The organism is Nitratireductor lacus (genome assembly GCF_056431025.1).
The window spans coordinates 1-20,357 of record NZ_JBWKMB010000001.1 but is presented as its reverse complement, the minus strand read 5'-3'; the positions used below and the strand labels follow the sequence as shown (position 1 = coordinate 20,357).

The 20,357-nt window shown below is 62.2% G+C and carries 20 protein-coding genes; 4 read left to right on the top strand and 16 right to left on the bottom strand.

Going from position 1 to position 20,357, the window contains the following annotated elements:
• Nucleotides 1–38: 38 nt before the first annotated feature.
• Together AC07E3_RS00100 and mazG are read left to right on the top strand one after the other, a co-directional pair.
• Entirely contained in the window at nt 39–1,085 is a 1,047-nt protein-coding gene (locus AC07E3_RS00100) for a dipeptidase (protein ID WP_478359955.1), read from the top strand.
• A 134-nt stretch (nt 1,086–1,219) separates the two neighbouring features.
• Nucleotides 1,220–2,041 carry a nucleoside triphosphate pyrophosphohydrolase gene (gene mazG / locus AC07E3_RS00095; protein ID WP_065817455.1) on the top strand — a complete coding sequence of 274 codons (822 nt, stop codon included), beginning with the start codon at nt 1,220–1,222 and terminating at the stop codon, nt 2,039–2,041.
• Between the two features lie 48 nt (nt 2,042–2,089).
• Here mazG and hflX read toward each other — a convergent pair whose 3' ends face one another.
• The 9 genes from hflX to dusB all read right to left on the bottom strand — a co-directional run bounded on the left by hflX (nt 2,090) and on the right by dusB (nt 13,681).
• Nucleotides 2,090–3,415: a GTPase HflX gene (gene hflX / locus AC07E3_RS00090; protein WP_478360126.1), complete on the bottom strand. Its 1,326-nt coding sequence runs from the start codon at nt 3,413–3,415 to the stop codon at nt 2,090–2,092.
• Nucleotides 3,416–3,463: 48 nt separating this feature from the next.
• The gene (hfq, locus tag AC07E3_RS00085; RefSeq protein ID WP_007007454.1) at nt 3,464–3,712 is read right to left on the bottom strand and encodes an RNA chaperone Hfq; all 249 of its coding nucleotides are present in this window, start codon (nt 3,710–3,712) and stop codon (nt 3,464–3,466) included.
• Between the two features lie 148 nt (nt 3,713–3,860).
• Complete coding sequence (locus tag AC07E3_RS00080; protein WP_007007453.1) at nt 3,861–4,727, bottom strand: D-amino-acid transaminase; 867 nt, start codon at nt 4,725–4,727, stop codon at nt 3,861–3,863.
• Between the two features lie 96 nt (nt 4,728–4,823).
• Nucleotides 4,824–6,200, bottom strand: a complete 1,377-nt coding sequence (trkA, locus tag AC07E3_RS00075; RefSeq protein ID WP_007007452.1) for a Trk system potassium transporter TrkA — start codon at nt 6,198–6,200, stop codon at nt 4,824–4,826.
• Nucleotides 6,201–6,309: 109 nt separating this feature from the next.
• A complete protein-coding gene (gene ntrX, locus AC07E3_RS00070) occupies nt 6,310–7,671 on the bottom strand; it encodes a nitrogen assimilation response regulator NtrX (protein ID WP_336071421.1) in 1,362 nt (453 codons plus the stop codon).
• A gap of 3 nt (nt 7,672–7,674) precedes the next feature.
• Nucleotides 7,675–9,927, bottom strand: a complete 2,253-nt coding sequence (locus AC07E3_RS00065; RefSeq protein WP_336071420.1) for a sensor histidine kinase NtrY-like — start codon at nt 9,925–9,927, stop codon at nt 7,675–7,677.
• Between the two features lie 171 nt (nt 9,928–10,098).
• Nucleotides 10,099–11,541 carry a nitrogen regulation protein NR(I) gene (gene ntrC / locus AC07E3_RS00060; RefSeq protein WP_478359954.1) on the bottom strand — a complete coding sequence of 481 codons (1,443 nt, stop codon included), beginning with the start codon at nt 11,539–11,541 and terminating at the stop codon, nt 10,099–10,101.
• Nucleotides 11,538–12,686, bottom strand: coding sequence for a two-component system sensor histidine kinase NtrB (locus AC07E3_RS00055; protein WP_336071419.1), 1,149 nt, complete (start codon nt 12,684–12,686; stop codon nt 11,538–11,540). The genes ntrC and AC07E3_RS00055 overlap by 4 nt, the downstream gene beginning before the upstream one ends.
• Nucleotides 12,683–13,681, bottom strand: a complete 999-nt coding sequence (dusB, locus tag AC07E3_RS00050) for a tRNA dihydrouridine synthase DusB (protein WP_478359953.1) — start codon at nt 13,679–13,681, stop codon at nt 12,683–12,685. The genes AC07E3_RS00055 and dusB overlap by 4 nt, the downstream gene beginning before the upstream one ends.
• A gap of 145 nt (nt 13,682–13,826) precedes the next feature.
• On the opposite strand from dusB, the gene AC07E3_RS00045 reads away from it, so the two are divergent.
• Nucleotides 13,827–15,068, top strand: coding sequence for a bifunctional 2-C-methyl-D-erythritol 4-phosphate cytidylyltransferase/2-C-methyl-D-erythritol 2,4-cyclodiphosphate synthase (locus AC07E3_RS00045; protein ID WP_478359952.1), 1,242 nt, complete (start codon nt 13,827–13,829; stop codon nt 15,066–15,068).
• On the top strand, nt 15,065–15,556 hold the full coding sequence (locus AC07E3_RS00040; RefSeq protein ID WP_478359951.1) for a CinA family protein: 492 nt from the start codon (nt 15,065–15,067) through the stop codon (nt 15,554–15,556). The genes AC07E3_RS00045 and AC07E3_RS00040 overlap by 4 nt, the downstream gene beginning before the upstream one ends.
• A 2-nt stretch (nt 15,557–15,558) precedes the next feature.
• On the opposite strand, the gene AC07E3_RS00035 is transcribed toward AC07E3_RS00040, so the two are convergent.
• From AC07E3_RS00035 to AC07E3_RS00005, 7 genes are all read right to left on the bottom strand, one after another.
• Nucleotides 15,559–16,014, bottom strand: a complete 456-nt coding sequence (locus AC07E3_RS00035; RefSeq protein WP_336071416.1) for a type II toxin-antitoxin system RatA family toxin — start codon at nt 16,012–16,014, stop codon at nt 15,559–15,561.
• Nucleotides 16,014–16,991 (bottom strand): lipoyl synthase, encoded by a 978-nt coding sequence (gene lipA, locus AC07E3_RS00030; RefSeq protein WP_007007443.1) that lies wholly within the window; start codon nt 16,989–16,991, stop codon nt 16,014–16,016. The genes AC07E3_RS00035 and lipA overlap by 1 nt, the downstream gene beginning before the upstream one ends.
• A gap of 7 nt (nt 16,992–16,998) precedes the next feature.
• The gene (locus AC07E3_RS00025) at nt 16,999–17,283 is read right to left on the bottom strand and encodes a GlsB/YeaQ/YmgE family stress response membrane protein (RefSeq protein WP_336071414.1); all 285 of its coding nucleotides are present in this window, start codon (nt 17,281–17,283) and stop codon (nt 16,999–17,001) included.
• 75 nt (nt 17,284–17,358) lie between these two features.
• Nucleotides 17,359–18,804, bottom strand: coding sequence for a dihydrolipoyl dehydrogenase (gene lpdA / locus AC07E3_RS00020; RefSeq protein WP_478359950.1), 1,446 nt, complete (start codon nt 18,802–18,804; stop codon nt 17,359–17,361).
• 70 nt (nt 18,805–18,874) lie between these two features.
• The gene (locus tag AC07E3_RS00015) at nt 18,875–19,426 is read right to left on the bottom strand and encodes an HdeD family acid-resistance protein (protein ID WP_223004091.1); all 552 of its coding nucleotides are present in this window, start codon (nt 19,424–19,426) and stop codon (nt 18,875–18,877) included.
• Between the two features lie 16 nt (nt 19,427–19,442).
• The gene (locus tag AC07E3_RS00010) at nt 19,443–20,081 is read right to left on the bottom strand and encodes an SGNH/GDSL hydrolase family protein (protein ID WP_336071412.1); all 639 of its coding nucleotides are present in this window, start codon (nt 20,079–20,081) and stop codon (nt 19,443–19,445) included.
• 31 nt (nt 20,082–20,112) lie between these two features.
• Nucleotides 20,113–20,357: 2-oxo acid dehydrogenase subunit E2 (locus tag AC07E3_RS00005; protein WP_478359949.1), on the bottom strand; the 245-nt coding region annotated here is incomplete at its 5' end.

Here is a 20,357-nt window from a genome sequence, read left to right as displayed (position 1 = left end):
ACTCACTTGGCGCATACGCGCGAACAGGCGACTTCTTCATGGCAGACATCATCCCCGTTTTCGACGGTCACAACGACGCGCTCCTTCGCCTTCACCAGAATGGGCGGCAGGACGCCGAAGAGCTTTTTCTGAATGGCATGGACCAGGGGCACATCGACCTTCCCCGTGCCCGTAAAGGAGGCCTTGCCGGCGGCCTCTTTGCGATCTTCCCCCCGCCGCTTTCAAACATGAAGGTGAACGGGAAGCGCCCGGAGGACGTCACCTTTCCGCAACTCGAACAGGCCGATGCGCTTGCCTCGACGCTTGCCATGGCCGCGCTCCTGCAGCGCCTCGAGCGCGCTTCGGAGGGCCGTTTTGCGATTTGCCGCGACGCGGACGCGATTCGCGCGGCGATGGCGTCCGGCGCGCTGGCCGCCGTATTTCATGTGGAGGGCACCGAAGCGGTCGGTGCCGATCTCGACCTTATCGATGTTCTCCACGCCGCCGGGCTGCGTTCACTCGGGCCCGTCTGGAGCCGTTCCAACATTTTCGGCCATGGCGTGCCGTTCCGCTTCCCAGCTTCCCCCGATATCGGCGATGGATTGACCGAGGCCGGCAAGGCGCTGGTGCGCAAGTGCAATCGCCTGCGCATTCTGGTCGATCTCTCCCACCTCAACGAAAAGGGGTTTCGTGACGTTCAGGCGATCAGCGATGCGCCGCTCGTCGCCAGCCATTCCAACGTTCACGCCATCTGCCCGCAATCCCGCAATCTGACGGACTGGCAGATGCGCGCGATCCGGGAAACCGGCGGACTGGCCGGGCTGAATTTCTCGGTCAGTTTCCTGCGGCCCGACGGCGACACGAATGCGGATACGGAGTTCGACGTTCTGCTGAGACATCTGGATGCCATGCTCGAAGCGCTCGGCGAAGACGGGGTGGCACTCGGATCCGATTTCGACGGTGCACTGATACCGCGACAGATCGGAGATGTCACCGGCCTTCCGAAACTGATTGAAGCGATGCGCGCGCATGGTTATGGACGCGAGCTGATCGAGAAAATCGCCTGGCGAAACTGGCTGCGCGTGCTGGAACGCACTATTGGTTAGGGCCGTTCTGCGAAAAGCGGGCACGGGTTTTCCGTCCGGAATTGCGTAAATTCAACAGGATGGAGCGCTTTTGCGGCCCAATGAAATGCGGTAGCGCTCCGGGTTCAGTCCCGGGCCAACACAGGAAGACAAGGATGCAGCCTTCTAGGGATATCGTCGGCCTTCTCGAGATCATGAAGGCGCTACGCACGCCCGAAACCGGTTGTCCCTGGGATGTCGAGCAGGACTTTGCGTCCATCGCGCCCTATACGATTGAGGAAGCCTACGAAGTCGCCGATGCCATCGAGCGCAATGATCTCAACGATCTCCGCGATGAGCTGGGCGACCTTCTGCTGCAGGTCGTGTTTCATGCCCGCATGGCGGAAGAAGAAAACCAGTTCGATTTCGGTGATGTGGTGGAGGCGATTACCCGGAAGATGATCCGGCGTCATCCGCACGTGTTCGGTGATGCAGAAGCCCGCAGCCGGGGCATGGCAAAGGGCATGTGGGACGAGATCAAGGCACAGGAGAAGGCCGAGCGGCTCGCACGGCGACGGCAGAACGGCAGCCCTGCCGAACCTGTCGCTTATCTGGATGAGGTGCCGCGCGCCCTGCCCGCGCTCATGCGCGCACACAAGCTCCAGCAGCGCGCTGCCCGCGTCGGTTTTGACTGGGGGCAGGCCGGGCCGGTTCTCGACAAGATCGAAGAGGAAATCGGCGAGCTGCGCGAAGCCCTTCAGGAACGGGACGACGTTCATGCCGCGGAGGAGTATGGCGACCTTCTGTTTGCCGTCGTCAATCTGGGACGGCATCTGGGGCATGATGCAGAGGCCGCGCTCGCCCGCACCAACGACAAGTTCCGCAGGCGCTTCGATTTCGTCGAACGCGAGCTGACAAAGGCAGGGCGTTCGCTCGACGAGGCGGATTTGGCAGAAATGGAAACACTCTGGCAGCGCGCGAAAACCGAAGCGGGCTGAACGGATTTCAGCGCCGCAAAGCCCGTTTCTTTCAGATGGATAGAGCCTTTACCTGGAAGTTTTGTTTCCAGAAAGCTGCTCCTGCACGTCCTGCCTTGCGGTTTCCGTCATCCGCACCTTCAAGGAGATGCTGCCATCGTCATTGTTGCTGCGCTCGACGACTTCGCCGTTGCGATAAATCCAGTCGAGAAGCGACATCCGGTCGGGCGAAAGCTCGATGGAAGTCATGACGATCTGGCCTGAAATGCGTTCTTCGATCAGCGCCAGAAGGTCTGAAATCCCCTCGCCCGTGATCGCGGAGATCGCCAGCGGCGCGTCGCTTGCGCGCGTCCCCTCCAGCAGCGCGCGGCGGCGCTCCGGGTCCAGGCTGTCGATCTTGTTCCAGACCTCCAGAACCCGCATCCGGTCCGCCGCATCGACGCCCAGGTCGCCAAGGATGGCTTCCACATCAATGGCCTGGGCGGCCGTGTCGGGGTCAGAAATGTCGCGCAGGTGCACGATGAGGTCAGCCTCGATCACCTCTTCCAGCGTGGCGCGGAACGCCGCCACCAGATGTGTCGGCAGATCGGAAATGAAGCCGACCGTGTCGGAAAGAATTATCGTTGTGCCATGTGGGAGCTGCACCCGGCGAAGGGTCGGGTCGAGCGTGGCAAAGAGCATGTCCTCGGCCATCACGCTAGCGCCCGTCAGCCGGTTGAACAGCGTCGATTTGCCGGCATTGGTGTAGCCGACGATTGCGACGATCGGGAACGGAACCTTGCGGCGCTTGGCCCGGTGAAGGTCGCGGGTGCGGCGGACCTGTTCCAGATCTTTCTTCAGGCGCATGATGCGCTCCTGAAGCTGGCGCCTGTCGGCCTCGATCTGGGTTTCGCCCGGTCCGCCCATGAAGCCGCCGCCACCGCGCTGCCGCTCCAGGTGGGTCCAGCTGCGCACCAGCCGGCCACGCTGATATTCCAGATGCGCGAGATCGACCTGAAGCCGCCCTTCCTTGGTGCGCGCGCGGCGGCCGAAAATTTCGAGAATCAGGCCCGTCCGGTCGAGAACCTTGGCCTTCAGCGCCTTTTCGAGGTTGCGCTGCTGAACCGGCGTGAGCGGATGATCGATGATCACCACCTCGACGGCCTCTTCTTCAACCCGCGCGGCTATTTCCTCGAGTTTTCCCGTGCCGAGCAGCGTTGCCGGGCGTGGCGTGCTCACGCTCACGATCTCTGCAAAAGCCACATCGAGATCGATGGCTTCGGTGAGTCCGATCGCCTCTTCATGGCGTGCTTCGGCGGCACGCGAAGAGGCCGCACTGCTTTCGGCAGCCCGGCGTTCGGATGTGAGAACAGGCGATATGACGGCGGCCCGGGTGGGATCGGGCTCGAAAGTCAACCGATCGTCACCGCGCGCTGCGTCGGCGGGCTTGCGTGTGTCGGCCAATCAGGAGTCCCGATTGCTTTCCTCGGCGTCGTAAAGCTGAACGGGCTGGCTCGGCATGATCGTCGAGATCGCATGCTTGTAGACGAGCTGCGAATGTCCGTCGCGGCGCAGGAGCACGCAGAAATTATCGAATGAAGTAACAATGCCCGTCAGCTTGACACCGTTGATGAGAAAGATCGTGAGAGGATTCTTGCTCTTGCGAACGGTATTCAGGAACAGGTCCTGCAGGTTTTGAGTTCGTTCCGCCATTTTTGGTCTTTCACCCATTCGCTGCCTTGGAGCAGCCAGTAGCGCAAATATGACACGCTCCTGTCAAGAAAGTCTGCGACAGAGACTGCGTGATCAATTGATGCCAGTCATCGCCCGTTGTACCGAGCCGCATCGTCATGCGCGTTGGTTAACAGCTAGGACTTTTTTCCGCAATCGCAAAAAACGCCTCTCGCAGGGACCGCGCGACAGTCCCCGGATGCCCATTGGCCACGGGTTTGCCGTCGATGCTGACCACCGGCATGACCACACTGGTCGCACTCGTCACGAAGGCTTCACGCGCGCTCTGCGCTTCTTCAACCGAGAATGCGCGCTCCTCGACCTTGAGACCGAGATCGTCGGCGACCTTCATGACGGTCGCCCGGGTTATCCCGCGCAGAATGCCGAAATCGGCCGGCCGCGTTACCAGGCCGCCATCCGCGGTAACGATCCAGGCATTGGTGGACGCGCCCTCCTTGACCGTTCCGTCCGGATCGACGAACCAGGCCTCCTGCGCACCGGCGTCGACCGCCGCCTGGCGTGCCAGAACGTTTGGCAGAAGGCCGATCGTCTTGATGTCGACCCGCTCCCACCGGTTTTCCGGCACCGTAATGACCGTCATGCCCTTTTCGGCCTTCTTTGCCGCGGCTTTCGGGTCCATGCGCTTGGCCGTTACCACCAGAGCTGAGCGAACCGGCGTGGTCGGGAAGGCATGATCGCGCGGTGCGACACCGCGCGTGACCTGCAGATAGACCATGCCGTTGTGAACATGGTTGCGACGGATGACCTCGCGCATGATGAACTCCAGCGCCCCGCGCTCCACCGGCCAGTCCATGCGAAGCTCGCGCAGCGACCGGTCGAGCCGATCCAGATGCCCCTTCATGTCGATGATGAAACCGCGGGAAATCTCGCACACCTCATAAACGCCGTCGGCGAGCTGATAGCCACGGTCCTCCACGTGAACCATCGCGTCACTGTGATTCGCATAACGCCCGTTCACATAAGCAATGCGTGGCATGTCTGGGTCTCCGTCTGATGGAATCTGCGGGCTGGAATTATTGCCGCTTACAAGAGAAATCTGTTTTGCCGCCCCGCGTCGGGTTTTTCAAGCGCCTCAGAAGAACTCGAGGCTGACGCGGAACATCTGCTCGACCTGGCGCACGGCACTTTCGAGCGCAAAGATCACCACCCGGTCCTTCGGCTTGATCTTCAGAGACCCGCTCGGCTTGATCACCGCACCGTCGCGATAGACCGCGCCGATGCGCATTCCGTCGGGGAACTCCACCTCGCTCAGCGGCGGCCCCACAAGCGGCGAGGTCTCCAGCGCCTCTGCCTCGATGACCTCGGCCGCCCCGCGCTGAATGTTGTGGACGGCGCGAATGCGGCCGCGCCTGACATGCTGGAGAACTTTCGAAATCGTCACCGAGCGCGGGTTCACATGGGCATCGATTCCCAGCGTTTTGGCAAAATCGTGATAGGTCGGATTGTTGATCAGAACGAGGTTGGAGCGACAGCCGAGGCGCTTGGCGATCACGCTCGACAATATGTTGACCTGGTCGTCATTGGTCAGCGCCACCATCAGGTCCGCATGCTGGATGTCGGCTTCCAGGAGCAGCTTCTGGTCGAGCGCGCTGCCATGCAGAACGACGGTGCGGCGCAGCTTGTCGGCCAGCGCCACCGCACGTTCGCGCGTGTTCTCGATCACCTTGACCTTGGTGCGGCTCTGCTTCTTTTCCATGGCGCGCGAAACATAGAGGCCGATATTGCCGCCGCCGGCGATGACGATCCGCGTTGCCTCGCGCTCCTCATGTCCGAAAAGGCCAAGCGTGCGCCGCACCTGGTCCTTGGTCGTCACCACATAGGCGAGATCGCCGGCAATGAGCTGATCGCCCGAATGCGGGATGAAGAGCTTGCCCTCGCGCGAGACGCCCACAACCGTGGACGGCAGGTCGGGGAAAAGCTCGGTCAACTGCGCCAGCGGCGTGTTGATGACGGGGCATTCCTCCAGACATTCGATCGCGACCATCGATACCCTGTCATCGGCAAAGCTCACCACATCCGTCGCACCCGGCAGCGCGATGCGGCGCATCACCATCTCGCCGACCTCGACCTCCGGCGAAATGATCACGTCGATGGGCAGGTGATCGCGCGAGAACAGGTCCATATAGTGCGATTGCAGATATGACTGCGAACGAATGCGCGCGATCTTGGTCGGCACGTTGAAAAGCGAATGCGCCACCTGGCAGGCGACCATGTTCACTTCGTCGAACAGGGTCACGGCGATGATCATGTCGGCTTCGCTTGCACCCGCAGAGGCAAGCACGTCGGGATGCGCGCCATGGCCGACGAATCCGCGCACGTCAAGCGTATCGCGGACAGCGCGAATCAGTTCCGGCGACGTATCGATCACGGACACGTCGTTCTGCTCGGCCGCCAAGCGCTCCGCGATACCGAAACCAACCTGGCCCGCGCCGCAAATAATGACTTTCATCGCCTGTTCCCTGCCTCATCGAAGACCGGATATCGGGTCTGCAAGGCCCCTGCTCTAGCGCTTTTCCAGCGACATGGAAACCTGAAAGCCGGATGCGCTCTCCGCGCCACTAGACGCCGAGCGATTTCAGCTTTCGGTGAAGGGCCGAGCGCTCCATGCCGACAAACTCCGCCGTACGCGAAATGTTTCCGCCAAAGCGGTTGATCTGCGCCAGCAGATATTCCTTCTCGAAAAGTTCGCGCGCCTCGCGCAGCGGCAGGGCCATGATGTGCTGGTCCGACTGTGTCGGCAGGCGCGGCATGACATCGCCGATTTCCGCCGGCAGAAGATCTGCCGTGATCGGCGTATCCGGCCCGTCCCCGCGCGTGAGGATCATCAACCGCTCGATATTGTTGCGGAGCTGGCGCACGTTGCCTGGCCAGTTGTGAGCCTGGAGAACGGCCATGGCATCGTTGCCCAGCGGGCGCGGTTTGATGCCGGCCTGCTCGCCGATCTGCTGCATGAAGTGATCGACGAGCAGCGGAATGTCCTCACGGCGGTCCGCCAGTGGCGGCACCACCACGGGCACGACGGCCAGCCGGTGAAACAGGTCTTCGCGGAACCGGCCGTCGGCGATCAGGGAATCGATGTTCTGCGCCGTCGAGGAGATGATGCGCACATCCACCTTCACCCGCCGCGTGCCGCCCACCCGCTCGAACTGCTGATCCACCAGAACACGCAGGATCTTGCTCTGCGTGCCGAGCGGCATGTCGGCCACTTCGTCGAGATAGAGCACGCCGCCATGGGCTTCCTCAAGTGCTCCGACCTTTCGCTCGCCGCCGTCGGATTCGGTGCCAAACAGCTCGATTTCCATGCGTTCGGGCGTGATCGCGGCTGCGTTCAGCGTCACGAACGGGCCGTTGCTGCGTGGCGAGGCGGCATGGATCGCCCGGGCGACCAGCTCCTTGCCGGAGCCGGAAGGCCCCGTCAGCATGATGCGGCTGTTCGACGGCGCCACCCGTTCGATGGTCTGGCGCAAATGGTTGAGCGTTGCCGATTCCCCAACGAGATCGAACGACGCGCCGCTGCGCTTCTTCAGATCGCTCATCTCGCGCTTGAGCTTGGAGATTTCCAGCGCGCGCTCGCAGATCAGGATCATCCGATCCGTCTTGAAGGGTTTCTCGATGAAATCGTACGCGCCACGCTTGATGGCCGACACGGCCGTCTCGATCGTGCCATGGCCGGAAATCATCACAACGGGGATGTGCGGATGCAGTTCCTTGATCTTGTCGAGCAGAGCCAGTCCGTCGAGCTTCGATCCCTGTAGCCAGATGTCGAGCAGGATCAGGCGCGGAACGCGCTCAGAGATCGAGGCGAGCGCGCTGTCGCTGTCGAAAGCGGTGCGCGTCTCATGGCCCTCATCGCTCAGAATGCCGGCTACGAGCTCGCGGATGTCTTCCTCGTCGTCTACGATCAGAATATCGGAAGCCATGATTTACCTTCTTGTCGTGTCAAGAGCGCCGCCATTCTCTTCGGCGGCGGGAAGTATGATGCGGATCATCGCGCCGATGCCGCCATGGAAATCGGCGGGTGCATCGTGCAGTTCGAGGCGCCCGCCATGGTCCTCGATGATCTTCTTCACGATTGCCAGGCCGAGGCCCGTGCCCTTTTCCCGCGTGGTCATATAGGGTTCCAGCAGACGCTGGCGGTTTTCACGCGGCAGTCCCTTTCCGTTGTCGATCACCTCGATCTGGATGAAACGGCCGTTCATGCCGGCATTGATGCGGATCGCACCCGGCTGGCCGTTGCTGCGCTCGGCGGCGTCAATTGCCTCGGCGGCGTTCTTGATAATGTTGCCGAAAGCCTGCCCCATCAGGCGCGCATCAAACCGCCCCATCAGCGGCGTCTCGGAAATTTGGCGCTCGAAGCTGATTTCATTGCGGGCCACTTCCACCAGGAAAGAGGCCTCACGCAATGGCTCTCGCAGGTCGAGGCGCTGAATATCCGGCTTCGGCATCCGTGCGAAGGCGGAGAACTCGTCCACCATCCTGCCGATATCGCCAACCTGCCGGATGATCGTGTCCGTGCACTGATCGAAGATTTCCCGATCGTGCTCGATAACCTTTCCGAATCTGCGGCGGATTCGCTCGGCCGACAACTGGATCGGTGTCAGCGGATTTTTGATCTCGTGAGCGATACGCCGCGCCACGTCCGCCCAGGCCATGGAACGCTGAGCCTGCATCAGATCGGTGATGTCGTCGACCGTAACCACATAGGAATGCTCGTCGTCCTCGTTGACGCCCTCTTCCGTCGTAATCTGAATGTTGAAGGTACGTTCCGACCCGCCTCGAAAAAAAGTTGCCTGTTCGCGGTAGACGGGGCGGCCGGACTTGCGCCCCATCTCGAACACACGCCCCACATGCGGAAGAACGGCGGAAAGGTTCCTGTTCACCGCGTCGTGGGCGGATATGCCGAGCATGGACTCCGCAGACCGGTTCACCATGGCGACCGAGCCGTCAGCCTCCACACCGATGACCCCGGCGCTGACACCGGAAAGGACCGCTTCGGTAAAGCGCCGGCGCTCGTCGATGACGTCCTTGGCGGCGATGAGCTGATCGCGCTGCGATTTGAGCTGCTGTGTCATCTTGTTGAACGTGTCGCCAAGCAGGCCGACATCCCCGTCCGAAGAGCGGACAGGGACCGTGACATCGAGATCGCCGGTCGAGACCGCCCCGGCCGCGCCGATGAGCTGCCGTATCGGGCGCACAAGCCGGTCAGCCACGGCGATGCCCGTCCAGATGGCCGCCAGAACAATCGCCAGCGTTACCACCAGATAAAGCAGCGCAAAGGCGATCTGCGTGTTGCCCCGGTTGCCCTCGAGAGAACGGTATTCGTCGGTGTTGGTGCGCACGATCTGCCGCGCCTTGAGCACTTCGGGATCAAGCAGCGCACCGGTGTAGAGATAGGCATCAGGAATGTCCTGAAGCTTGTAGACGGCGGTCACCAGATTGGTACCGCCAATCTCGTTGAAGGCGATCTGCGAGCTGTTGGCGAGGTCCATCGCCTTGGCTCCCGGGCGCGGCAATGGAATGTCTTCGACCATCTGCGCACTCATGATGACCGAGCCGTCTTCGCGAACCAGTTCGGCGTCCGCAAGACCACGCAGCATGGCCTGACGCGTCATGAAATCACGAAAGCCGTACCGGTCGAGATTGTAGAGGGTGCGCGCCTGGTCCAGTCGAACCCCCATGCTCTCTGTCGTCCCCTGCAGACTGCGCGCATTTTGCTGCACATAGGCATCGGCGATCGAGAGCGAGGAATAGACGATCACCTTGGTGCGCAGCTCGAACCAGCGGTCGAGCCCGAGTTCCAGGGTCACCGAGGCGATCACCGCCACGAGGATCGCCGGAATTGCCGCCACGAGCGAGAACATTGCGATGATGCGCACGTGCAGGCGCGACGCCGCCCTCTGTCCCTTGCGGGATTTGTAGATGCGCAGTCCTTCGAGCACGATCAGCCCGAAAAGCAGCATGATGAAGGCGAAATTGACTGCGATCAGCAGAAGGGTTGCCCGCTCGTCAGGGGTGAACGGGGTAAGACCAAGAAGTACGGTAAAAGAAATGGCGGCGGTCACAAGCGCGCCGATGGCGGCAGCGACGCCGACGTAAAAAGTGGCTGAGCGCCCGCGCCGAACAGGCGAAGCCGCAACAAAAGGCTGCGTCGGCGAACTCTCGGACAAGCTGACCATTACCCCTGCTTCTACTCTTCTGTGCCGCATCAATGTTGCACATATGCAACGACTGTAACCGACTGGCAACAGTTGCATTTCCGAACATTGCGGCATTGCTGGGGCAGAACGGGGATCGATGGCCAGGACCTGTTGATCTGAATTCAGTCAAACGGCCGGTTTACCGGTATGTCAGCCCGCGCCGCGATAGATGTTGATGCCATAGTCGCGGATCTTCTTGCGCAGCGTGTTGCGGTTGAGCCCCAGAAGGTCCGCCGCCTTGAGCTGATTCCCGCCGGTCGCCGTAAGCGCCCCAATCAGCAGGGGCTGCTCCACATCCGCCAGCACACGCTGATAGAGCCCGGCCGGTGGAAGCTGATCGCCGAACTGCGCGAAATAGCGTTGAAGATGCTGCTCCACCGCCTGGGTGAGAGTCGTCTCTTCGGACAGGGCTTCCGACTGGCTGGCCCGCAATGCGCCGGCGGCGCGCAGTTCCTGTTCGATGATCTCGGCAGATATTTCATCCTGCGGGTAGAGGGCCGCCAGACGGCGCACCAGATTCTCCAGTTCGCGCACATTGCCCGGCCAGCGATAGTTCTTGAGGCGATTGAGACCCTCCGAACCGATCCGTTTGGGCTGTAGCCCTTCCTGTTCCGCCCGCGCAAAGAAGTGCCTCACGAGATCAGGAATGTCTTCCGCCCGTTCCCGCAGCGGCGGGAGGCGCAGGGGCACGACGTTGAGCCGATAAAAAAGGTCCTCACGAAAGAGCCCCTGATCGATCAGCGTTCTGGGGTCTTTGTTGGTGGCCGCGACGATGCGCACATCGGTGCGGATCGGTGTCCGCCCGCCAACCGTCGTATACTCGCCCTGCTGCAGCACGCGCAGGAGACGCGTTTGCGCTTCCATCGGCATGTCGCCGATCTCATCGAGAAAGAGCGTCCCGCCCTCCGCCTGCTCGAAGCGGCCGAAGGAACGCGCCTGCGCCCCGGTGAAGGCGCCTTTTTCGTGTCCGAAGAGCTCGGATTCGATCAGGTCGCGCGGGATGGCTGCCATGTTGATGGCCACGAAGGGGCCCTTGCGCCTGCGGCCATACTCATGGAGCGCGCGCGCCACAAGCTCCTTGCCGGTGCCAGATTCACCGCTGATCATCACCGTGAGATCTGTCTGCATCATGCGCGCAAGAAGGCGGTAAATCTCCTGCATCGCGGCAGAGCGCCCGATCAGGGGCAGTGCATCCGGCGCTTCGGCGCTGGCGGTTTCCTTCTGGCTCGCCTTCGGTTCGGAAAGTGCGCGCCCGACGATGTTGACGAGTTCCGTCAGGTCGAAGGGCTTCGGCAGATATTCATAGGCGCCGACCTCGGAGGCGCGGATGGCGGTCATGAACGTGTTCTGCGCGCTCATCGCGACAACCGGCAAATCCGGCCGCGCCTTGCGGATTCTGGGCAGAAGGTCGAACGCATTGCCGTCGGGCATGACCACGTCGGTGATCACCAGATCCCCCTCGCCCGCCGAAACCCAGCGCCAGAGCGTCTCGACATTCGACGTCACCCGCACGTCATGGCCGGCGCGCGACAGCGCCTGGTTCAGAACGGTGCGGATGGCTGCGTCATCGTCGGCGACAAGAATGCTGGTCATTCGGGCCTATCCTCTTCATCATGAAGGACATCCTTGCGGCGCGCTTCGCGCCAGGCGGGCATCAGAATGCGAAACACGGTGCCGCGCTGGCCGGAGGATTCGCATTCGATCACCCCGCCATGCGCGCCGACGATCTTGGCCACCAGCGCCAGGCCGAGGCCGGACCCGTTCTGCTTGGAGGTCACGAACGGATCGAAGATGATCTGCCGAAGGTCTTCCGGAACGCCCGGTCCGTTGTCGTAGACGCAGAACTCCAGCGGCAGGGCCACACGGTCGGGCGAGCCGGGTACGGACAGGCGGATGCCGGGTCGAAACGCAGTCGTCAGCCTTATCTCGCCATCGTCCCGGTCACCGATCGCCTCGGCGGCGTTCTTCACCAGGTTCAGAAAGATCTGGATAAGCTGATCGCGATTGGCCCATACGGGCGGCAGCGATGGATCGTAGTCCTCGACAATGCTCACCTTGCGCGCGAAACCGCTTTTGGCAACCGCCTTCACGTGATCGAGCACGAGGTGGATGTTGATCGGATCGCGCTCCACCGGCCTTTCGTCGGAAAACACTTCCATGCGATCCACCAAGGCGACGATCCGGTCCGTCTCTTCCGTGATGAGCCGCGTCAGTGCGCGATCCTCGTCGGACACCGCGTGTTCGAGCAACTGTGCCGCGCCGCGAATGCCCGAAAGCGGGTTCTTGATCTCGTGCGCCAGCATGGCCGCAAGCCCCGTTACCGAGCGGGCAGCACCCCGGTGCACCATCTGCCGGTCGATCTTGTCGGCCATGGAGCGCTCCTGGAGAAGGAGCGCGACAGCGCCCGGCACTTCGGAAACCGGTGCTGCATGAATGTCCACCATGCGCTCCGCTCCGAGCCGCGGCGAAGAGATGTCGACACGATATTCGTTGATGGCCACGCGCTGCTCGCGGACCTGTTCGACAAGGGCGATCAGCGGGCTGCCAAACGGCACGAAATCGGCCAGCCGGCTGCGCGCAAGAATGGCTGCGCCCGAGCGGAAGAAATCCTCCGCCTCGGCATTGACCTCGATCATGAAGCCTTCCTGATCGATCATCACCACAGGGTGCCGCAGCGTGTTCAGGAGCAGACTGGCGGGGCCGGTGTCCATGCGTGTGCGCTCACCCGGTCGGTTCATGCGGCCAGACGCTCCTCTTGCCTGCGAAACAGGTCGCGCAGAAGGCGCGAGATCTCGCGGTGATCGGTGCCCGTCATAATCGCCTTTCTGGTTTCGGCATCGACCTTGTCGATATGGCGTTCCATATACCAGCCGAGATGTTTGCGGGCATGCCGCGTGCCGTGCTCCGTGCCGTAAAGCACGAGCATCGCCTCATAATGGTCGATCACGTAGTCAGCGAGGTTTTCCGGCCGGCGCTCGGTATTCGAGGCCACGGCACCCGCAATCCACGGCGCGCCGTAATGCGCCCGGCCGATCATCACCGCATCCGCACCGGAAGCCTCAAGAATGCCGGCGGCATCGTCTGCCGTGGTCACGTCGCCATTGGCCACGACCGGAATGCCGACAGCCGCCTTGACTGCCGAAATCGCCTGCCAGTCCGCCCTGCCCTTGTAAAACTGGCAGCGCGTTCGCCCGTGCACCGTCACCATCGCGACACCGGCATTCTCCGCGCGGCTGGCGATTTCCGGCGCATTGAGCGCATTCTCGTCCCACCCAAGCCGCATCTTGACCGTTACGGGCACCCGCACCGCCGCCACGACAGCCTCGATCAGGCTTAGCGCATGGTCGGGCTCGCGCATCAGCGCAGACCCCGAATAACCGCCCGTCACCTTCTTGGCCGGGCAGCCCATGTTGATGTCGATGATGTCGGCGCCGTGCGCTTCCGCGATGCGCGCGCCTTCGGCCATCCAGTGCGCCTCGCGCCCGGCAAGCTGCACCATGTGCACGTCCACGTCCGGCCGGCGCAGGCGGCGTGCCGATTCCGCCTTGCCGCGCGCAAGTTCGCCGCTCGCCACCATTTCCGACACCACAAGCCCCGCCCCGTGCGCATGGGCGCGCGCACGAAAGGCTAGATCGGTCACGCCGGACATGGGCGCCAGAAACACCCTGTTGCGGATTGTGGCATCCCCGACCGACAATGGGGTCGAGAGAAACTCAGTGGATGAGATGCACAAATTTGAAGCACCTTTATATTGTGCTTAATATTTAGCCATTTCAGACAGCGCCTGCAACAGAGAATTGGCACGGGATACGCCTCATGCAAATTCGGCTGGCCTTTCGGGGCGTGTCTTATTATGCGTCTGCCCTATGGACAAGCAGATGACTCAATCCGAAGCCCCTGCCGAAACCCCGGCTCCCCGCCGGATGGGAGAGGTCGCTGCCGTGATTGTCGCCGCCGGGCGCGGCGAGCGGGCGGGGCAATCCACCGAGGGGCCGAAGCAGTATCGCCTGATCGGCGGCAAGCCGGTTCTGCGCCATACGCTCGAGACCTTCCTTGCCGATCCCCGCATCGGCCGCATCGTGGTCGCAATCCATCCCGATGACGAGGCGCTCTTTGCCGAGGCCACGGCCGGCCTTTGCGATCCGCGTGTCCGGGCGATCCATGGCGGTCATTCCCGACAGGCCTCCACCCGGCTCGCCCTGCTTGCGCTCTACGATCCCGAACCCCAGACCGTGCTTATCCACGATGGCGTGCGCCCCTTCATCGACCGTGAACTGATCGACCGCATCATCGGTGCGGTGGAAGAGGGCCGTGGCGCCCTGCCCGCCCTTCCCGTCGCCGACACGGTCAAGCGCGCCGGTCCCGCAGGCTTCATCGCCGAAACCGTGCCGCGCCACGATCTGCACGCTGCACAGACACCGCAGGGCTTTCCTTTCGCACTCATTGCCGCTGCCCACGACCGCGCACACAAACTTGGCCGCGAGGATTTTACCGACGATGCCTCGATCGCCGAATGGGCAAAGATACCCGTTCGCCTCGTTGCCGGTGCCGTGGACAACATCAAGCTTACCTGGGCGCGCGACATTGCGCTCGCCGACGAGCGCCTGAACCGGCCGAGCGCCTTCCCGGATGTGCGCACCGGAAACGGTTACGACGTTCACACCTTCACCGATGGCGACGCCGTCATTCTGTGCGGCGTGAGCATACCGCACACAAAGCGCCTTTCCGGCCATTCGGATGCCGATGTCGGCCTTCACGCGCTCACCGACGCTCTGCTTGCCACCTGCGGTGCCGGCGACATCGGCACACATTTCCCGCCATCGGATCCTCAGTGGAAGGGTGCTGCCTCGCACATCTTCCTCGAGCACGCGGCCCGGATCGTGCGCGAGGCCGGAGGCCGCATCGCCAATGCCGATGTCACGATCATCTGCGAGGCGCCGAAAGTCGGCCCGCACCGCGAGGCAATGACCGCTGCGCTATCCACCATGCTCGGCATCGCGCCGCATCGCATTTCCATCAAGGCGACGACAAACGAAAAGATGGGGTTCATCGGCCGCGAGGAAGGCATTGCTGCCATTGCCACAGCCAGCGTGATCTATCCCGGCGAGGTACCGGCATGAGCAATTTCAAGACACAGGCCCGCGCCGTTCTTTCGGCCTGCGAAACACGCGGCATCATGCTGGCCACGGCCGAATCCTGCACCGGCGGTATGATCGCCGCGGCCCTGACGGACATCGCCGGTTCGTCGTCCGTCGTCGATCGCGGTTTCGTCACCTATTCGAATGAAGCCAAGATGGAGATGCTCGGCGTCTCGTCCGAAACGCTCGCCGCCCATGGTGCTGTATCGCAGGAAACGGCGCTGGAAATGGCGGCCGGTGCGCTCGCCCGCTCACGCGCCGGCGTGGCCGTTGCCGTCACCGGCATTGCCGGCCCCGATGGCGGCTCAGCGGAAAAGCCTGTCGGTCTCGTCTGGTTCGGCCTTGCATTGAAGGGCCGCGCGCCCCTGGCGCAATCCCTCGTCTTTGCAGACCACGACCGCGCCGGCGTGCGCGCGGCGACCGTCAAGGCCGCGCTCGACATGGTTCTGGCGGCGCTAAAGGACGGTTGAATTCAAGCGCTCACGCCATAGACCACGTCCGCCCGGCGCTCGAAGGCTTCGGAAAACATGCGGAACGCGCGGTCGAACATCGCGCCCATGACAGCGCCGAGCATGCGGCTCTTGAACTCGTACTCGATGAAGAAGTGAATATCGCACTCCGCCTCACCGGCCGGCTCAAAGCGCCATTCGTTCTTCAGGAAGCGGAACGGCCCATCCACATAGCGCACATCGATGGCCGCATCGTCCGGTTTCAGCGTCACCTGGCTGGTAAAGGTCTCGCGCAGCGCCTTGTAACCCACGGTCATGTCCGCCACGAGCAGGATTACGCCGTCGCGCTCCCTGCGTGTGCGCACGCTGAGCGCCTCGCACATGGGCACGAATTCGGGATATTTCTCCACATCCGCGACCAGCGCGAACATGTTCTCGGGCGTGTGCGCCACGCGGCGCACGGTCTCGAATTTCGGCATCAGTTCGCGGCAGCGCCTGCGCCTTCGAGGCGGGCGTCGCGCGCCGCCTTCAGCTTTGCGAAGTCCTCGCCTGCGTGATGCGAGGAGCGCGTCAGCGGGCTCGACGACACCATGAGGAAGCCCTTCGTGTAAGCCACGGTCTCATAGGACTTGAATTCTTCGGGCGTCACGAATTTCTTCACCGGATGGTGCTTGCGCGTCGGCTGCAGATACTGGCCGATGGTCATGAAATCCACATTGGCCGAGCGCAGATCGTCCATGAGCTGAAGCACTTCGTTGCGCTCTTCGCCAAGCCCCACCATGATCCCGGATTTGGTGAACATGGTCGGATCGAGCTCCTTGACCTGCTGGAGCAGGCGCAGCGAATGGAAATAGCGCGCGCCGGGGCGCACCTTCAGATAATTGCCCGGAACCGTCTCCAGGTTGTGATTGAAGACATCGGGTTTTGCCGCAACCACCACTTCCAGCGCGCCATCCTTGCGCAGGAAATCGGGCGTCAGGATCTCGATGGTCGTTTCGGGTGACGCGGCACGGATCGCGCCGATCACATCGGCAAAATGCTGCGCGCCGCCATCGGCCAGGTCGTCGCGGTCGACCGAAGTGATCACGACATGCTTCAGCCCCATCTCGCGCACCGCCTTGGCGACATTTTCAGGCTCGTTCATGTCCACCGGACCGGGAATGCCCGTGGCAACGTTACAGAAGGCACAGGCGCGCGTGCAGATTTCGCCAAGGATCATGAAGGTCGCGTGCTTCTTGTCCCAGCATTCGCCGATGTTCGGGCAGCCCGCCTCTTCGCACACGGTCACAAGCTTGTTGGATTTCACGATCTCGCGGGTTTCCAGATAGCCCTGCGAGGTCGGCGCCTTGACCCGGATCCATTTGGGCTTGCGCAGCACTTCCTGATCGGGCCGGTGCGCCTTTTCAGGGTGCCGCGGGCGCGGCTTGGCGGTGACAGTATCGAGAATCGTGACCATGTTTGTCCTATCGCGCCCGGCTGGAAGACGAGCGTCCGAATACCCAGAGGATCAGGATCGCGCCGAGAATGGCGATCACCAGATTGCCCAGAAAACCGTAGAACGAGATGCCGACCAGACCGGCAAGCGTTCCGCCGACGAAGGAACCGGCGATGCCAACAAGGATGTTGGTCAGAAAACCATGATCGCGGTTCATCGTTTTCTCGGCCACGTAACCGGCCAGAAAGCCGATCACGAGCAGGCCGAAAAAGCCGACGCCGGGCATCCCCAGAAGACCGTAGCTCTCTTCCATCATCCTGTTCCTCGTTCGATGTTCCCCCGCATATAGTCCAGTTGGCGCGGGGGAAACAGGGCCCTTCAGCCCATTTTACGCGTTGAGCGTACGCCCATAGGCATCGAGCACGCTCTCCTTCATCATCTCCGACAGGGTCGGATGCGGGAAGACCGTGTGCATCAGTTCTTCCTCGGTCGTCTCAAGATTCATCGCAACGACGAAGCCCTGAATGAGCTCGGTAACCTCGGCGCCGATCATGTGCGCGCCGAGAAGCTCGCCCGTCTTCTTGTCGAAGATCGTCTTGACGAAACCCTGGTCTTCGCCGAGCGCAATCGCCTTGCCGTTGGCGGCAAACTGATAGCGACCAACACGGATGTCGCGGCCGGCTTCCTTGGCTTTCGCTTCCGTCATCCCGACGGAGGCAACCTGCGGATGGCAATAGGTGCAGCCCGGGATCAGCCCCTTGTCGAGCGCATGGACACCCGGCACGCCGGCGATCTTCTCGATGCAGATAACGCCCTCATGCTCGGCCTTGTGCGCCAGCATGGGCGGGCCCGCCACGTCGCCAATTGCGTAGATGCCCTCAACATTGGTGCGACCGTATCCGTCGACTGCCACACAGCCGCGATCCGTCTTCACGCCAAGCGATTCGAGGCCGAGATTTTCGATATTGCCCTGCACGCCAACGGCGGAGATCAGTTTCTCGGCCGAAATCTTCTCAACCTTGCCGTCCTTGGTCTCGATATGGGCGGTGATCCCGTCCTTGGTCTTCTCAACCTTGGCAACCTTGGCCTCAAGCTTGAACTTGATGCCCTGTTTCTCGAACTGGCGCTTTGCGAATTTGGAGACTTCCGCATCCTCGACCGGCAGGATCTGCGGCATCAGCTCTACAACCGTCACATCCGCTCCCATGGTGCGGTAGAAGGAGGCGAACTCCATGCCGATGGCGCCGGAGCCCATCACGACCAGTGACTTTGGCATGGTCTTGGGAACCATCGCCTCGAAATAGGTCCAGATCTTATCGCCATCCGGCTCGATGCCCGGCAGAACGCGCGGACGCGCACCCGTCGCAACAACGATGTGCTTCGCCTTATAGGTGCCGGCACCCTTGGTGTTCTTCGGCATGGGCGGCTGCGGCTGCATCGCCTTTTTGGAGGGCTCGGAAACGACCACCTCGCCCGGCTTGGAAAGCTTCGCCTCGCCCCAGATCACGTCGATCTTGTTCTTCTTCATCAGGAAGCCGACGCCGCCATTCAGCCGCTGGGAGACCTTGCGTGAGCGGTCGACAACAGCATTCACATCCGCAGAAATCTTGCCGTCGATGGTCAGGCCGTAATCCTTGCCGTTCTCGGCATAATGCTTGATCTCGGCCGAACGCAGCAGCGCCTTTGTCGGGATACAGCCCCAGTTGAGGCAGATGCCGCCCAGATGCTCGCGCTCCACGATTGCCGTTTTTAAACCAAGCTGTGCCGCGCGGACGGCGGTGACATAGCCGCCGGGTCCCGATCCGATGATGATAACGTCGTAATTCTCAGCCACAGCTGGTTTCTCCTTGTCGTCGTATCATTGTCCGGGCGCGGCTTTCACACCGCCGCGCCCCGAGAGTTTTTCAGGCCCGCTGCGCCCCGCGCAGGCCAAAAGCGATGAGCAAAAGAAACACGCCGTTTGAAAGCAGTTCGACGGCGAGAAGAATGCCCAGAATTGTTGCCGCGGCCCATGGCATGTCCGCAAGGATCATGACGCCGAGCAGAAGCGAGACGATGCCCGAGAAGAGCACCCACCCCCAGCCGGAAAGCGGCCGGAATGCGAAGGCATACATGACCTTCACCACACCGAGCACCAGAAACATGATGGCCACGAGAATGGTCAGCGAAATGATCCCGGCAGCCGGTTTGGCAATGATCGAAATGCCGACGGCAAGCGTCAGCAGTCCCAGCAGCAGGGCCCAGAGAAACCCGCCCCAGCCGCGAACGCGAAAGGCCTGCACGATCTGAAGCACACCGAACAGCACGAATGTCCAGGCTGCCAGTATCGCCGCAGTCATGGTGGCTGCGAACGGATTGGCAATTGCCAGAATGCCGCCGACCAGTGAAATTGCTCCCAGCAGGGCCAGCCAGCCCCACGAAGCATGTACGCTTTCATTTTCCACAGTGTTGGCCATGCTTATCCCTCCTTTGTCAAAGTCCAAGCATGTCTCTCACGACCGGGGCGAGCCCCCGGCCAATGGAGCCTGTGTTTTCGGCGTCCAGATGAACGCCGTCAAGCGGGCTCGTCTGAGCCACGCTTCCCGCATCGAAGAAGCCCGCACCCGTCTCATCCGCCAGCGCAGCATAAAGACCGGCCAGCCTGGCAGATTCCACTCGGGCGCTTTCAAACAGGGCTGCAAAGTCCGGTTCGGGCGTTTCGCAGGCGGCCGGCGGCGACATGATGAGCACCTTCGGTGCCGGCTCGCCCATCGGATAATCATGCCCGCGCACGATGTCGATCAGACGCTGCATGCCCTGCTTCGCGCCGAAAGCGCGGCCACAGATGAAGGGTTTCATGTCGTTCGTGCCGAGCATGATGACGACCAGATCGAGCGGCGCATGACTGGTCAGAAGCGTTGGCAAGACGCGTGCGCCGTTGCGGTCGGCACCGGATGCGAAATCGTCAAACACCGTGGTGCGGCCGTTCAGCCCCTCGGCGATCACACGCGCACCACCGCCCAGTTCCGCCTGAAGCACGCTCGGCCACCGATCATCGAAGGAATGCCGTCCGGGGCCGGCGGGGTCATACCCCCATGTCAGCGAATCGCCAAAGCACAGGATGGTCTTCATCGTTTGTCCCCGGAAAGCAGGTCCATATCGCCTAGATCAGCATGGTGAGCGGGTTTTCGATGACCTTCTTGAAGGCGGCGAGGAGTTCGGCGCCAAGCGCGCCGTCCACCGCACGGTGGTCGGTCGAAAGCGTCACCGACATCACCGTTGCCACCTTCACCTCGCCATCCTTCACCACAGCCCGCTGCTCGCCCGCGCCAACCGCGAGGATCGTCGCATGCGGCGGGTTGATGACGGCGGCGAAGTCCTTGATGCCGAACATGCCGAGATTGGAAA